The 16,217-nt window shown below is 27.8% G+C and carries 12 protein-coding genes; all 12 read left to right on the forward strand.

Annotated features, from left to right (window positions below):
* Positions 1–2 precede the first annotated feature (2 nt).
* Complete coding sequence (gene dxs / locus AACH12_RS06740; protein ID WP_338537294.1) at positions 3–1,877, forward strand: 1-deoxy-D-xylulose-5-phosphate synthase; 1,875 nt, start codon at positions 3–5, stop codon at positions 1,875–1,877.
* Positions 1,864–2,682 carry a TlyA family RNA methyltransferase gene (locus AACH12_RS06745; protein ID WP_338537295.1) on the forward strand — a complete coding sequence of 273 codons (819 nt, stop codon included), beginning with the start codon at positions 1,864–1,866 and terminating at the stop codon, positions 2,680–2,682. Before dxs ends, AACH12_RS06745 begins: the two co-directional genes overlap by 14 nt.
* 107 nt (positions 2,683–2,789) lie before the next feature.
* Positions 2,790–3,242 carry an arginine repressor gene (locus AACH12_RS06750; RefSeq protein ID WP_338537296.1) on the forward strand — a complete coding sequence of 151 codons (453 nt, stop codon included), beginning with the start codon at positions 2,790–2,792 and terminating at the stop codon, positions 3,240–3,242.
* Positions 3,243–3,246: 4 nt separating this feature from the next.
* Complete coding sequence (gene recN, locus AACH12_RS06755) at positions 3,247–4,920, forward strand: DNA repair protein RecN (protein ID WP_338537297.1); 1,674 nt, start codon at positions 3,247–3,249, stop codon at positions 4,918–4,920.
* Between the two features lie 11 nt (positions 4,921–4,931).
* Positions 4,932–5,759 carry a sporulation transcription factor Spo0A gene (spo0A, locus tag AACH12_RS06760; RefSeq protein ID WP_338537298.1) on the forward strand — a complete coding sequence of 276 codons (828 nt, stop codon included), beginning with the start codon at positions 4,932–4,934 and terminating at the stop codon, positions 5,757–5,759.
* A 542-nt stretch (positions 5,760–6,301) separates the two neighbouring features.
* On the forward strand, positions 6,302–7,042 hold the full coding sequence (locus AACH12_RS06765) for a GGDEF domain-containing protein (protein ID WP_338537299.1): 741 nt from the start codon (positions 6,302–6,304) through the stop codon (positions 7,040–7,042).
* A 95-nt stretch (positions 7,043–7,137) separates the two neighbouring features.
* Positions 7,138–8,025: a tyrosine recombinase gene (locus AACH12_RS06770; RefSeq protein WP_338537300.1), complete on the forward strand. Its 888-nt coding sequence runs from the start codon at positions 7,138–7,140 to the stop codon at positions 8,023–8,025.
* Positions 8,026–8,092: 67 nt separating this feature from the next.
* The gene (locus AACH12_RS06775; protein ID WP_338537301.1) at positions 8,093–9,265 is read left to right on the forward strand and encodes a phosphopentomutase; all 1,173 of its coding nucleotides are present in this window, start codon (positions 8,093–8,095) and stop codon (positions 9,263–9,265) included.
* A gap of 36 nt (positions 9,266–9,301) precedes the next feature.
* Positions 9,302–10,126, forward strand: coding sequence for a purine-nucleoside phosphorylase (locus AACH12_RS06780; protein ID WP_338537302.1), 825 nt, complete (start codon positions 9,302–9,304; stop codon positions 10,124–10,126).
* Positions 10,127–10,150: 24 nt separating this feature from the next.
* Entirely contained in the window at positions 10,151–11,476 is a 1,326-nt protein-coding gene (locus AACH12_RS06785) for a pyrimidine-nucleoside phosphorylase (protein WP_338537303.1), read from the forward strand.
* A gap of 406 nt (positions 11,477–11,882) precedes the next feature.
* A complete protein-coding gene (locus AACH12_RS06790; RefSeq protein ID WP_338537304.1) occupies positions 11,883–12,965 on the forward strand; it encodes a carbamoyl phosphate synthase small subunit in 1,083 nt (360 codons plus the stop codon).
* Positions 12,966–16,166, forward strand: coding sequence for a carbamoyl-phosphate synthase (glutamine-hydrolyzing) large subunit (carB, locus tag AACH12_RS06795; RefSeq protein WP_338537305.1), 3,201 nt, complete (start codon positions 12,966–12,968; stop codon positions 16,164–16,166).
* Positions 16,167–16,217: the final 51 nt, after the last annotated feature.

Below are 16,217 nucleotides of genomic sequence, written 5' to 3' on the forward strand. Positions count from 1 at the left end.
TTATGTATAAAATATTAGATAAAGTAAATTCACCTATAGATTTAAAAAAATTAAATGAAGCTGAGATTTTACGATTATCTGTAGAAATTAGAGAATTTCTTCTTGATACGGTTTCAAAAACAGGCGGACACTTAGCCTCTAACCTTGGAGTGGTAGAACTTACTATTGCACTTCATTTATCATTTGATTCTCCAAGTGATAGACTTATATGGGACGTTGGTCATCAAAGTTATATTCACAAAATTTTAACTGGGAGAAAAAGCGAATTCTGTTCTTTAAGAAAATTAAATGGTATGAGTGGATTCCTAAAAATAAATGATAATGAACATGATATTTTTGGTGCAGGTCATAGTTCCACATCAATTTCAGCAGCATATGGTGTTGCTTGTGCAAGAACAATAAAAAATGAAAAATTCAATGTCGTAGCAATAATAGGAGATGGCGCTTTAACTGGTGGAATGGCATTTGAAGCTCTTAATAATATTGGACATACTAACGAAAATGTGATTATCGTACTAAACGATAATGAAATGTCAATAAGCGAAAACATTGGTGGTGTTTCTAAATATTTATCGAAACTTAGAACAAACAAAAAATATTTTATTGTCAAAAATAAAGCGCATAGTATCTTAGATAAGGCAAATGGCTTTGGCACAAAACTAACAAATGGAATTAAAACTATAAAAGGAAGTATAAAATATTTATTTGTACCTGGTATTTTCTTTGAAGACCTTGGTATAACATATATTGGTCCAATAGATGGGCATAACATGAAGGAACTTAGCGATTCTTTTGCAAGAGCAAAAAATGTAGAGGGACCAGTACTAGTTCATGTTATTACAAAAAAAGGAAAAGGGTATTTGCCAGCAGAAAATTCTCCTGATCTTTATCACGGTGTAGGAACTTTTGACAGAAATAAAGGAATAGTGAAAAAGAATAGTATTACTTTTTCTACTGTATTAGGGGAATCGTTAGTAAATTGTGCAAGACTAAATGAAAAAGTTCTTGCATTAACTGCAGCTATGCCTACAGGAACAGGATTAACAAATTTTAAGAATACATTTCCAAAGAGATATATTGACGTAGGTATAGCAGAACAACATGCTGTTACAGCATCAGCAGGTCTTGCAATAGAAGGCTTAATTCCGGTATTTGCTGTCTATTCAACATTTTTACAACGTGCTTATGATCAAATTGTACATGATGTTTGTCTTCAAAATTTAAAAGTGATTTTCGCAATTGACCGTTCTGGTGTTGTTGGTGCTGATGGAGAGACACATAATGGTATTTTTGATATTGCATATTTATCGCACATTCCAAATATAACAATTCTTGTTCCTAGGGATGGTGATAATCTTTCTTTAATGCTTGATTATGCAGTTAATGTACATGAAGGTCCAATAGCAATTAGATATCCGAGATCAACTACAACTTTCAATAAAAATATTGATAGCTTGAATTTACAACCTAGAATTCTTAGACAAGGAAGTGATGGGGTTATTTTTGCTATTGGTAATATGATAGAAGTTGCATGTTTAGCTTCTAAGAAACTTCAAGAAGAGAATATATTTATTAGGGTTGTTGAAATGCCAAGAATAAAACCACTTGATGAGAAACTTGTTCTTGAATATACTAGTAATATTGATAATGTATTTACTATTGAAGATCATGTCGTTAAATCTGGATTTGGTGATATTATTTTAGATACGCTAGTAAAAAATAATGTTAAGTTTTCAAATTTTAATAAATTTGGATATCCAGATAAATTTATTGAACATGGATCAATTGAAGAGATTCATAAAATATATGGATTGACAGAAGACTATGTATATAATTATATTTATAAGGTAATTAGGAGAAAAGATGGCGAAAATTAGATTAGATGTTTTATTAGTTGATAAAGGTTACTTTGAATCTAGAGAAAAAGCTAAACGGGCTATTATGTCAGGAATAATATATATTGAAAATATGAAATTTGATAAAGCAGGAACATTAGTTAAAGAAGATTCTATTATTGATATAAGAGGCAGAAAACTTCCATATGTATCACGCGGGGGACTAAAAATCGAAAAAGCAATTAATGATTTTGGCTTATCAATTAATGATAAAGTTTGTATGGATATTGGTGCTTCAACAGGTGGCTTTACTGATTGTATGCTTCAAAATGGGGCTAGAAAAGTTTTTTCCGTAGATGTAGGATATGGACAACTTGATTGGAAATTAAGAAATGATAGTAGAGTAGTAAATATGGAAAGAACAAACATTCGCTATGTTACTAATGATACCTTAGGCGAAAAACTAGATTTTGTTAGTATTGATGTTTCTTTTATTTCTTTAAAACTTGTTCTTCCTGTTGCACGTAAGTTACTTAAAGAATCTGGTGATATAATTTTTTTAATAAAGCCTCAATTTGAAGCAGGAAGAGAAAAAGTGAAAAAAAATGGTGTGGTAAGAGATATTAAAGTTCATAAAGATGTGCTTTTAAAGGTATTAACTATTTCTAATGAACTGGGTTTTAATCTTAAAAACCTTACTTATTCTCCAATAAAAGGTCCTAAAGGTAATATAGAATTTCTTGCATTTTGCTCACTTAAAGATGATTGTATAGCCTATGATTTAAAACTACTAATAGATAGTGTTACGAGTGAGGCACATGAACTTTTAAAAAACAAGACTAATTAAGAGATATATAATTAATAAAGGTTTTATTAAATTTATATTGAATTACTAATTATTAGATGCAATGTTCATAGTAAATCATAAAATAGATTGTTAACATGGAGGTAATTATGAAATATTCAAGACACTCTGTAATATTAGAATTGATTAAGGAAAACGCAATAGAAACTCAAGAGGAATTAGCAAATCTTCTGAAAGCAAAAGGCTACAATGTCACTCAAGCTACAGTTTCAAGAGATATTAAAGAATTAAGACTTATTAAAGTACTTACTAAAACGGGTTCTTATAAGTATGCAACAATTAATCAAAAAGAAGAAGTTGTATCTGATCGATCTTTAAAATTATTTAAAGACTCTGTACTTGAAATTGATACGGCTGGAAATTTTATAGTTATAAAAACTTTAGTAGGAGCTGCTAATGCTGCTGCTGTTGCTATTGATGGATTAGATGTTGAAAAAGTTGTTGGAACAATAGCTGGAGATGATACAATTTTTATGCTATGCAAAACAGATGAGGATGCAGAGAAAACAATGGAATTTTTTAAAAATTTAATAAATAGGTGAAGACATGATATTTGATCTCAGTATTAAGAATTTTATTTTAATAGATGAAGTAAATTTAGAATTTAAAAATAAGTTTAATATTATTACGGGAGAAACGGGCGCAGGTAAGTCTATCGTTTTTAAAGCTATTGATATAGTGCTTGGAGCAAAAGCGAATAAAGATTTACTAAAAGATAAAGAAAAAAGTTCATATATTCAAATTTCTTTTGATATAACTAATAGAGAAAATTTAAGAAATGAATTAGAAGCTCTTGGTTATTCTATCGATGACGATACAATTGTTTTTTCAAGAGAAATAAAACCAAGTGGTAAAACGATTTCTAGAATTAATTCTTTAGTAACATCGATATCTGTGATTAAATCATTAAGAAATAAGTTAATTGAAATTACAAGTCAAAATGAACAACAGAATTTGCTTAAAAAAAATAACCATATTGTTTTTTTAGATAAATTTATAAATGAAAACATAAGTTCAATTCTTTTAGATGTTGAAGCAACATATGGAGAAATTTTGGAAAAAAGAAAGGCTTTATTAACATTGTCCCTTTCTAATGAAGAAATACAGAGAAATTTAGATGTATGCTTATTTCAGTTAAATGATATAGAGGAAGTTGATTTTAAAGAAAATGAAGAAAATATATTGGAAGAAAAATATAATTATATAAAAAACTTTGAAATTATTACAAATACAATTGAAGACACGAAAGACAAATTGTTTTCAGAAAATGGTGTTATATCGTTGGTTGATTCAGTTAAAAACTCTTTGGTGAAAATAACCAACTACGACACTAAAATTTCGAGCTTTAATGAGCAAATTGCTAATATATATTTCACACTAGAATCACTAAAATCTGACATTAGAAATTACAGTGATAATTTGACTTATGATAAAGAAGAACTCTTTAATATTGAAAATAGACTTGATCAAATTAATAAAATAAAACGCAAATATGGAAAAACATTTGAGGATATATTTTTATTTAAACAAAATCTAATTAGCCAAATTCAAAATTACCAAACTATTAACGATAGACGTAAAACTATTAATAGAGAGTTAGATGAAAAAAAAGAAATTTATAATGTGCTTGCTACAAAACTTTCAAATCTAAGAAAAAAGGGTGCAATTGAGTTTATTAAAAACATTTCTGATGAGCTTTTATCTTTAAATATGAAAAACGTTGTTTTTGATATAAATTTTAAAGTAAAAGACGAAATATCTAAAAACGGTATTGATGATATAGAATTTTTTATTTCTACTAATCTTGGACAAGCTTTAACTGGGTTATCAAAGATAGTATCTGGCGGTGAATTATCTAGAATTATGTTGGCGATAAAAACTATTACAAATGATGAAAGTGATGTGCTTACCTTAATCTTTGATGAGATAGATTCTGGTATTAGTGGGAAAACTGCAGCTGTCGTTGGTAGTAAGATTAATGCGATTTCGAAACGTTTTCAAGTGATAAGTGTAACGCATTTACCACAAATCGCAGTTTTTGCCAACAACCATATATACATTGAGAAAAACGAAGAAGAAAATTCCACTTCTGCTAGTGTTAGGTTATTAGAAGATAAGGAAAAAATTAATGAAATTGCTAGAATGTTAAGCGGCGAGAATGTTACTAGAAATTCAATTATAAATGCAAAGGAACTACTTCAAAATGCTAGAGAAAAGTAAATGGAGGTAATATGAAAAAAAAATCAACGGTTTTAGTAGTAGATGACAATATTAATTTTGCTAATCTTTTATCTGAACATATTAATGAGCAAGAAGAATTAGAAGTTGTTTCAACTGCTAAAAATGGACTTATTGCTATAGAAAAATTAAGAGAATTTGAACCAGATTTATTAGTACTTGATATAATTATGCCGTATATGGATGGATTAAGTGTTTTAGAAGAAATGAACAAGCTAAATTTGAAAAAAAATCCTAAAATAATTGTTCTTTCAGCTGTAGGACAAGATGAAATTACAAGAAATGCTCTAAAATTAGGTGCAGATTTTTATATTATTAAACCTTTTGATTTTTCGGTTTTCTTAACGAGGGTAAAACAATTGCTTGTTAAAATCGATTCCGAAACTGAAATTATTGAAGACGACGAACATGTTTTTTCTAGCAAAATTAAAAAAGAAGAGAACCTAGATATAGTGATTGGTGAATTACTTGATAACATTGGAGTTCCAGCTCATATTAAAGGATACCATTATATTAGAGATGCTATAAAATTAATGAATACAGATTTTAACAATACAGGTAAAATAACAACTTTTATATACCCTTCATTAGCTGAAAAATACAATACAACTAGCACAAGAGTTGAAAGAGCAATAAGAAATGCTATTGAAATCACAATTGCCAATGGTGAAAAAAAACTAATTAATAAACTTTTTTCAAAACCACTTGCAAGAAGAAATGGAAAAGTTTCTAATGGTGAATTTATAACAATTGTAGCAGATAAAATAAGAATTGGTAAAAAAATTAAACCCAAACAAAAAGCAGAAAAAAAGAAAAAATAATATAAAGTGAAAGCGAGAAATATATTTACCTACTACAAAATATAATTATGTTAGATTTACCGACACTAATAAATATGATTTGAGTGATTTTAATGATAAATGTTATGTTCATAATTACATTGGCACTATTAAATGCCTTCTTTTTTTTATATGCCATTAAAATTACCAACGGTATATATGCTTTTAATAAAAGGAAAGATATGTTCTTCTTTTTGATTTTACTCACTTTATTCATAGTGTTTAGAAAAGTTAATTTAACAAATACTATTTTAGTTTATTTCTTAATTTTTCTTTCGTTTTTTCTAATCTATAGAACTGAAAAGTGGAGAATATCATTAAGTGTGTTATTAGTGTTTCTCTTTTACATAAAAAGTGCTATTTTTATTTCTTTTATACATATGGTGCTAAAAAATACTTACTTCAATATTATTAATATTGGTGCTAGTAAAAGCATTTCTATTTCTTTTTTTGTTTTAATAATATTTCTTATAAGATCTCTTTTGTTTAATATTCTTTATAGAAGAAATATTAACTACTACAAAATGAATAAAATTTTAATGTTTAAAACTATTTTTGTAAATATTGTTGTATATATAATAAGTTTTTTTATTTATTTTAATGGGTATGTTTTTTTAACAAAAAACTGGTTATTTTTAAGCCAGATTAAAAACATTGCTTCATTTACACTTCTTTATGTTTTCCTATATGAAATTGGTTTTTATTATTTACTATTTTTCTCTAATAAGTATGTGCTTGAAAAGATTAAATTTAATTCTGTACTTAAAGATTCTACTGAAGACAGTTTAACAGGCGTACTTGCAAGAAAAGCTGGGATAACTTTTCTAAAGAAAAAAGTTAAGTACTCTATTAAGTTTAATAAACCTTTGACCATATGTTTTGTTGATATAAATAATCTTAAATACGTAAATGATCATTATGGACATAATGAAGGAGATATTTTAATTGAAACAGTAGCAAATTTAATTAATAGTACTTTAAGAAATGGGGATGCTGTTGCAAGATTAGGCGGGGATGAATTTCTTGTTATTTTTGATAATTGTGATTTAATGAAGGCAAAATTAATCTGGTCTAGAACAGAAAGTGAGTTTGATTCACTTAATAATAATTCTAATTTTGAATTTATTATTAGTGTAAGTAAAGGGTTTTGTGAATATAATGAAAAAAAGCATATATCTATTAAGTCTTTTATAGAAAAGGCTGATCAGGAAATGTACAAAAATAAAAGAATGACAAAATTAAAAATGAAATTTGATAGAAAATAGAACTAAGCTATTTGTCCTATTTTTAAAGAAAAAAATCTTTATTTTTTTTAAATTTAGAGATATAATGTTATATATAGAATATTAAAGGGGTAAATATGAATAATATTGATGTAAATTATTATATTAATTATTTAAAGAATGATAGAAAATTGTCTGAAAGTACTGTAAAATCATATTCAAGAGATTTACGACTGTTCACGCAATATTGTAGTGATAATATTAAAAAGGATATACTTAGTATATCAAAGTCTGATATTATTATTTACACTATATATTTGGAGAATATTAGAAAATCAAATTCCACTATTTTAAGGAATCTAGCATCACTTCGAAATTTTTACTCATATTTATTACTAAATAATAAGATATCTGAAAGTCCTGCAAATGATATTACAATTAAAAAAAGTCAAGCAAAAGCACCAGAGATATTGTCTTTACAAGAAGTGGATACATTATTTAAACAGCCTAATGTTGAAACTAATATTGGTTCACGTGATAAAGCGATGCTTGAACTAATTTATGCTACTGGTATTAAAGTTACTGAACTAACTTCACTTAACATTGATGATATAAATTTTGATTATGGTTATTTGAGATGCAAAGGAAAAAAAACAGAAGATCGTATAATTCCTGTTGGTTCTGTTGCTATAGGTTCACTTAAAGAATATATTCTAAAACATAGAAATACGCTTATAAAAAAAGATGATGAAGCGATGTTTTTAAATTATTCAGGTTCTAGAATTAGTAGACAAGGCTTTTGGAAAATTTTAAGGAAGCATTCGTCAAGTGCAAATTTAAATAAAAATGTAACACCATTTACATTAAGACATTCTTTTGCTGTGCATTTAATTCAAAATGGAGCTGATCTTAAATCTGTTCAAGAATTATTAGGTCATCAAGATGTTTCTACTACACAAATGTACCTCAAATTAAATAAAAATAGCTTAAGAGAAATCTACGATAAAACGCATCCTAGGGCCTAAGTGGCTCTTTTATGTTTTATAATAATATATAGAGAGAATGGGAAAATAATTAAAAGGAGTTGATGTAATGATTAACAGAGTTGTGATTTTTATTATGGATAGTGTTGGTATTGGTGCATTACCTGATTCAGAGAAATTTGGTGATATTGGTGTAAACACTTTTGGAAATATTATAAAAAAATTTCCAGATATTAATATTAAAAATCTAAAAAAGCTTGGACTTGGTAATATTGATGAATTTGATGTAATTGAAAAAGAAGAAAAGCCAATTGGATCATTTGGTAGATCTATGGAAGTTTCAAATGGTAAAGATACAACAACAGGCCACTGGGAGATTTCGGGGCTGAGAATTGATGAACCTTTTCAAACTTACCCTAATGGTTTTCCTAGTGAAGTTATTGAAGAATTTGAAAATAAAACTGGAAGAAAAATTTTATGTAATAAACCTGCGTCTGGAACTGTAATTCTTGAAGAACTTGGTGAAGAACATATGAAGACAGGCAAGCCAATTGTTTACACTTCAGCAGATAGTGTTTTTCAAATTGCAGCTCACGAAGAGATTATTCCACTTGAAGAACTTTATAAAATGTGTGAAATTGCACGTGAAATATTAAGGGGAAAAAATCAAGTTGCAAGAGTAATAGCAAGACCTTTTATTGGAAAAGTTGGTGCATTTGAAAGAACGCCGAATAGACATGATTATTCACTTGATCCTTTTGGAAAAACTGTACTAGATATTGCAAAAGAAGCAGGATATGATGTTCAGGCTGTCGGTAAAATTGTAGATATATTTAATGGACATGGAATAACAGAAAGCGTTCATACCGTGAGTAATATGGACGGAATTGATAAAACTATTGAATATTTAAATACTGATTCAAAAGGAATCATATTTTCAAATTTAGTTGATTTTGATGCGAAATATGGGCATAGAAGAAATGTAAAAGGCTACAAGGAAGCAATTGAGGCGTTAGATGAAAGAATACCAGAGATATTATCTGCCTTAAAAGATAATGATATGATTATTTTTACAGCTGATCATGGAAATGATCCTACTTATAAGGGAACTGATCATACTAGAGAACATATACCTCTATTAATTTACGGTAAAAATATTAAGGCTGGTGTAAATATAGGTACAAGAAAAACATTTGCAGATATTGCTGCTACAATTTCTGATGTTTTAAATATAGATAAAACTCCTTATGGAGAAAGTTTTAAGTCACTTATAGTTGAATAATATAAATATAAGGTAAAAAAAATTACGGAGGAAACAATGAAAAATTTATTAGATAAAATACAAGAAGCAAAGTCATACATTGAATCAAAAATTAACTTTGCTCCTGAAGTAGGTTTAGTATTAGGGTCGGGACTTGGTGTATTAGCTGAGGAAATTGAAAATAAAATTATAATTAAGTATGAAGATATACCGTATTTTCCAGTATCAACTGTTGTAGGTCATGCTGGTCAATTTGTTTGTGGAGATCTTGAAGGAAGAAAAGTCATTGCAATGCAAGGCAGATTTCATTTTTATGAAGGTTATTCAATGGAAGAAATTACATTTCCAATTAGAATAATGAAGAAAATTGGAGTTAAAAATTTACTTTTAACTAATGCAGCTGGTGGAGTTAATGAAGCTTATGTACCGGGTGATTTAATGATTATTACGGATCACATTAATATGAGTGGGGTTAATCCTCTTCTTGGAAAAAATTATGATGAACTTGGACCACGTTTCCCAGATTGTTCTGAAATATACAATAAAGAAATAAACAATAAAATATTTGAGATTGCTAAAAAATTAGATATTAGATTGCAAAAGGGTGTATATCAAATGAATTCTGGACCAACTTATGAAACTCCTGCAGAAGTAAGATTTGCTAGAATAATTGGCGCGGATGCTGTTGGTATGTCAACTGTTACTGAAGCGGTAGTAGCTAGACATTCAGATATTAAAGTAACTGGCATTTCATGTATTACAAATATGGCTGCTGGAATTTTAGATCAACCTCTTCATCACGGCGAAGTTGTTGAAACAGCAAATATGGTAAAGAAAACTTTTATTAATTTAGTTAAAAATATTATTCCAATTTTAAAATAAATATAAAGATTTGGGGGAAAAGTTATGAGAATGTATGACATAATTGCTAAAAAAAGAGATGGTATTGAGTTAACTACTGAGGAAATTCAGTTTTTTATATCTGGTTATACTGATGGATCTATTCCTGATTATCAAGCATCAGCTTTATTAATGGCAATATTTTTACAAAAAATGAATACGAGAGAAACAGTTGATTTAACATATGCAATGATGAATTCTGGAGATACAATTGATCTTTCTAATATTAATGGAATAAAAGTTGATAAACATTCAACTGGTGGTGTTGGTGATACAACTACATTAATTCTTGGACCACTTGTTGCATCGTGTGGAGTCCCTGTAGCTAAAATGAGTGGACGTGGACTTGGTCATACTGGTGGTACACTAGATAAGTTAGAATCAATTGATGGATTTCATATTGAACTTACAACAGAAGAATTTATTGAAAATGTAAATACTCATAAAATTGCCGTTGTTGGTCAAACAAGCAATATAGCACCTGCAGATAAAAAGCTATACGCTCTTCGTGATGTTACTGCAACAGTTGATAATATAAGTTTAATTGCTGCAAGTGTTATGAGTAAGAAACTTGCTGCAGGAAGTGATGCTATTGTACTAGACGTAAAATGTGGAAGTGGAGCTTTCGTAAAAGATATTAATGGTGCTGTGGAACTTAGCACGGCTATGGTTAATATCGGTAATGGCATGAAGAGAAATACTATTGCAATTATAACAGATATGGAACAACCACTTGGCTACGCGGTAGGAAATGCTCTTGAAGTAAAAGAAGCAATAGATACTCTTAATAATATTGGACCAAAAGATCTTACTGATTTAGTTGTAACTTTAGCTAGTAATATGGTATATCTAGGAGAAGGTGCTTCGTCTGTAGAAGAAGCTAAAAAACTAGTTTTAGAAAATCTATCAAATGGAAAAGCTCTAACTAAATTCAAAGAATTTATTGAGTGTCAAGGTGGAAATGTTGAAGTAATTGATGATATTTCAAAACTACCTGATGCTAAAATAATTGTTCAAATAAAATCTCCTGAAGATGGATACGTAAAATCAATAAAGTCTGATGATATTGGTATTGCAGCAATGGTACTTGGTGCTGGAAGAGAGACAAAAGATGATATACTTGATTTAGGCGCTGGAATTATGCTTAAAAAGAAAGTTGGAGATAAAGTAACTAAAGGCGACGTTATTGCAGTTTTATATGCAAATAAAGAAGAAAAAATAGAAGATTCTAAAAGAAGATTACTAAATGCTTATACTTTTACAAGTGAATTCGTTGAGAGTAGAAAACTTATTTTAGGACTAGTTAAAGATGATAAAGTTGAATTATTTTAATTAATTATAATGATGCATAAGTAATACTTTTATTAGTTAGAAAAAAGTAGTAAACTTTTAAAAAAAGTATGTGGAATTTAAAATCTGCATACTTTTTTTCATTCTTTATCTTGCATAATTATAAATTTGTGATACAATACATATTAGTATATTTAGATGAATAAATCATACAGAGATATGATTTCATTGATATTAAAAGGCGTGCGCTTTGTGCAGGTGTATATTTTAATTATTAATCAATCGATGGGGTTATTCATATATTATATGTTTGCGCTATTTTTTTTAGTTGGTCATGCATAAATATACATATAGATACATGCCTTTTATTTTATTTGCCCAAAATAGATTAGAAAGTATATAACTATACATAATTATGCAAAAACAAGAATTAATATAAGGGGGATTTATGAAAGGTTATTTAATTTTAGAAGACGGAACGACTTTCGAGGGAAAGTTACATGGAGAAATAAAAAGAACTTTTGGTGAAGTCGTTTTCAATACAAGTATGACAGGTTATCAAGAAATTTTGACTGATCCTTCTTATTATGGACAAATTGCAGTATTAACTTACCCACTAATAGGAAATTATGGAATTGATAATAGTGTTAATCAATCAAAGTCTATAAAAGTTAGGGGGCTTGTTGTAAGTGAATTCAATAATTATGTTGATGAAAGTGATAGTAATTCTTACTCATTAAACGAATTTTTACTTAATAATCATATTACTTGTATTAGTGATATAGATACAAGACATTTAACTAAAATTATTAGAGAAAAGGGTGTAATAAATGGCCTTATTATTTCGAGTCTTAGTAGTATGCCAACATTAATTAAAGATATTAAGGAATATGAAAATATTAAACCAGTATATAAAATAAGCACAAAAAATATTTATAAGTTAAAGCCAAAAGGCCAGTCATTAAAAAGGGTTGGTGTTCTTGATTTTGGTATTAAAAAAAATATTTTAGATTCATTATTAGCTCGAGGCATTGAATTAATAATTTTTCCAGCTGACACAGATTTTGAGACAATTAATTCTTATAAAATTGATGGTGTATTTCTATCAAATGGACCAGGAGACCCAAAAGAACTTATAAATATTATAGAAACTGTTAAGAAAATTATAGATCATTATCCTACTTTTGGTATATGTCTTGGTCATCAACTAATAGCATTAGCACTTGAATGTAATACTAAAAAAATGAAATTTGGACATAGAGGCGCCAATCAACCAGTAAAAGATATCTTTAATAATAGGGTCTATATAACAGCACAAAATCATGGTTATGTAGTTGAAGAAAATACCATAGATTTAGATAAAATTACAATTACTCATATAAATGTAAACGATAATACTGTAGAAGGAATAAGTCATAAATTCAAACCAGTATTTAGTGTTCAATATCATCCTGAAGCTTCACCTGGTCCAAAAGACTCAGACTATTTGTTTGATTCATTTTTAAAATTACTACTTAAGAAGGAGGCATAAATGGATAAAATAAAAAAAGTACTAATAATTGGTTCCGGTGCTATTGTAATTGGTCAAGGCGCTGAGTTTGATTACTCAGGTACTCAAGCATGTAGAGTCTTCAAAGAAAATAAAATCGAAACTATTTTAATTAATAATAATCCAGCTACAATAATGACAGATAAAGAAATAGCAGATAAAGTATATATGGAGCCAATAACTTTAGAATTTTTAGTTAAAATAATTGAAAAAGAAAAACCTGATTCTATAATGATTAGCGTAGGAGGACAGACTGCCTTAAATGTTGGTATTGAACTTGAAGAAAATGGCCTTTTAGATAAATATCATATTAAAGTATTAGGTACTCAAATTGAAGATATTAAAAACTCGGAATCAAGAGATTTATTTTATAATAAAATGATTGAAATTGATCAACCCGTCTTAAAATCTTCTTTAGTGAAAAGTTTAGATGAGGCAAAAAATATAGCAGAGTTAGTAGGTTATCCATTAATAATAAGACCAGCATACACATTAGGTGGAAATGGTGGTGGAATTGCAGAAAATGAAGAAGATCTTGAAAGGATTGTTACTTCAGGACTTAACTTAAGCGTTACAAGTGAATTACTAATAGAGAAATCTATTAAAGGATGGAAAGAAATTGAATATGAAATGATGAGAGATAAAAATGGAAATATAGTAACTGTATGTAACATGGAAAATATTGATCCAGTGGGTATTCATACTGGAGATAGTATTGTAGTAGCACCATCGCAAACACTTTCTGATATTCAGTATCAAAATTTAAGAAATGCAAGTATAGAAATTATTAATAGTTTAAATATAGTTGGAGGTTGTAATGTTCAATTTGCTTACAATCAGATAAAAAAAGAGTATGTAGTTATTGAGGTTAATTCAAGAGTAAGTAGATCTTCTGCACTAGCTTCTAAAGCTACTGGGTATCCAATTGCAAAGATTACAGCAATGATTTCTTTGGGCTATACTTTAGATGAGATTGTAAATGATGTAACAAAAAAAACAAAGGCTTCATTTGAGCCTTCTCTTGATTATATTACAGTTAAAATTCCAAAACTTCCCTTTGATAAATTTAGAAATTCTAAAAATGAGCTTGGAACATCAATGATGGCAACAGGTGAAGTTATGGGAATTGGAAGGAATTTTGAGAGTGCACTATTAAAATCTATTAGATCTTTGGAAATGGAATATTTTTCTTTATATAATGAAGAATTTACACGATATACCTTAAGTGAATTATTGGATAAAATAAAATTTGTTGATGATATTAGAATATTTTATTTGGCAGAATTGATTAGAAGAGAAGTAAGTATTGACTTATTAGAAAGAATAACAAAAATAGATAAATTTTTTCTAAGTAAAATAAAAAATATTGTACTATTAGAAAAAAGCATTTTCAATAGAGATTATAAAACTATTACAAAAAAGGAAATTGAAAATTTAAAGAAAAATGGATTTTCAGATAAGGGCATTGCAAATCTAACTCTTTTTTCTACTGAATTATTAATTAGAGAATATAGAAAAAAATTAAATGTTTTTCCTTCTTATAAAATGGTAGATACATGTGGCGGTGAATTTGATGCAATAAGTCCATACTACTATTCATCGTATAATGTATATGATGAAATAAAGGTTAGTAGCAGAAAAAAAATAATTGTTATAGGTTCAGGTCCAATTAGAATAGGTCAAGGCATTGAATTTGATTATTCAACAGTTCATGCAATACTTGCTCTTAAAAAAAGAAATATTGAAACAATAATTGTAAACAATAATCCTGAAACTGTAAGCACCGATTTCAATTTATCTGATAAATTATATTTTGAACCAATAACCTTTGAAGACGTTATGAATATAATTGATAAAGAAAAACCATATGGAGTAATACTTCAATTTGGTGGACAAACATCAATTAAGCTAGCTAAAAAATTTGAGGAAAATGGAGTAAATATATTAGGGTCAAGATATGATGCTCTGCATAAAGCAGAAGAAAGAAGTGAATTTATAAAAATCCTTGAAAATGAATCAATACTATATCCTAAAGGTTTTGGAGTGGATAATAATAATTTAAGTGAAAATGTAAAAAATGAGCTATCTTATCCTGTATTAGTTAGGCCAAGCTATGTACTTGGTGGACTTGGAATGAAAATAATATATGACTACAATAATTTATCATCTTACATCAATAATGCATTTAATAATAATCCAAACAATACTATATTAATTGATGAATATGTTGATGGAATCGAAATAGAAGTTGATGGAATAAGCGATGGAGAGGATATATTTTTACCAGGTATAATGGAACATATTGATCGAAGTGGTATTCATTCAGGAGATAGTGCTCTTGTTTTTCCGCCAATAAATTTAAGTAAAATAGTATTGGATGAATTATTTGTTATAAGTAAAAAAATTGTTACTGCAATTGGTATTGTGGGCTTATTTAATATACAGTATGTATTATCAAATAATAAAATTTATATTATTGAGGTAAATCCAAGGTCCTCAAGGACAATTCCTTTTATTAGTAAAGCAAGTGGTATAAATTTAGTAGAAAGCTCAATTGATATTATTTTGGGAAATAAAAAAATTAAAGAATTAGATTTAGAGTCTAAAGAACATAATAATGGATATTATATAAAAAGTCCTGTGTTTTCAACTTATAAAATAAAAAATGAAGATACCATTTTAGGTCCTGAGATGAAATCAACAGGAGAAACAATCAGTATTGATAAAACTTTTTATGGAGCATTTTATAAGTCTATGATTAAAATTGGGATAGAAGGAGAAAATATAAAAAAAATATTTTTTTCAGGTGGCAAAAATAAAACTGAAGAAATTGATGTAATAATAGGGGATTTAATAGAAAATAATGTCAATATATATGTAAGTGAAGAGGATTATATTTATTATAAAAATAAATATAATCAAAAGTGTGATTTGATACATGAAGTAACTTTTAGTGAAACAATTGTGAAAATAAAAAATAAGGAATTTGATTTTGTAGTAAGTCTTTCTTCGTTTAATGAAAAATATAATTCGTATTTCAAAAAAATTAGAAGAGGAGCGATTGAAAACGGTCTTCCATGTATTACGAGTACTGATTCTATAAAACATCTAGCAATTATGTTATCTAAGAATATTAAAAAGAAAAATTTACAAGTATATAATATTAATATGAAAGAATTGTAAAATAACAAAAAAGTAAGGCGTTAGACCTTACTTTTTTTACATATATTCATA

Source organism: Helicovermis profundi (genome assembly GCF_033097505.1).
GTDB classification, from domain to species: Bacteria; Bacillota; Clostridia; order Peptostreptococcales; family Acidaminobacteraceae; genus Helicovermis; species Helicovermis profundi.

Bases quoted from the DNA above. Each gene is read 5' to 3' on its own strand.
- AACH12_RS06770 (WP_338537300.1), top strand. From the start codon at position 7,138: ATGAATAATATTGATGTAAATTATTATATTAATTATTTAAAGAATGAT.
- AACH12_RS06775 (WP_338537301.1), top strand. From the start codon at position 8,093: ATGATTAACAGAGTTGTGATTTTTATTATGGATAGTGTTGGTATTGGT.
- carB (WP_338537305.1), top strand. From the start codon at position 12,966: ATGGATAAAATAAAAAAAGTACTAATAATTGGTTCCGGTGCTATTGTA.
- AACH12_RS06785 (WP_338537303.1), top strand. From the start codon at position 10,151: ATGAGAATGTATGACATAATTGCTAAAAAAAGAGATGGTATTGAGTTA.
- AACH12_RS06790 (WP_338537304.1), top strand. From the start codon at position 11,883: ATGAAAGGTTATTTAATTTTAGAAGACGGAACGACTTTCGAGGGAAAG.
- dxs (WP_338537294.1), top strand. From the start codon at position 3: ATGTATAAAATATTAGATAAAGTAAATTCACCTATAGATTTAAAAAAA.
- AACH12_RS06750 (WP_338537296.1), top strand. From the start codon at position 2,790: ATGAAATATTCAAGACACTCTGTAATATTAGAATTGATTAAGGAAAAC.
- AACH12_RS06780 (WP_338537302.1), top strand. From the start codon at position 9,302: ATGAAAAATTTATTAGATAAAATACAAGAAGCAAAGTCATACATTGAA.
- AACH12_RS06765 (WP_338537299.1), top strand. From the start codon at position 6,302: ATGAATAAAATTTTAATGTTTAAAACTATTTTTGTAAATATTGTTGTA.
- recN (WP_338537297.1), top strand. From the start codon at position 3,247: ATGATATTTGATCTCAGTATTAAGAATTTTATTTTAATAGATGAAGTA.
- spo0A (WP_338537298.1), top strand. From the start codon at position 4,932: ATGAAAAAAAAATCAACGGTTTTAGTAGTAGATGACAATATTAATTTT.
- AACH12_RS06745 (WP_338537295.1), top strand. From the start codon at position 1,864: ATGGCGAAAATTAGATTAGATGTTTTATTAGTTGATAAAGGTTACTTT.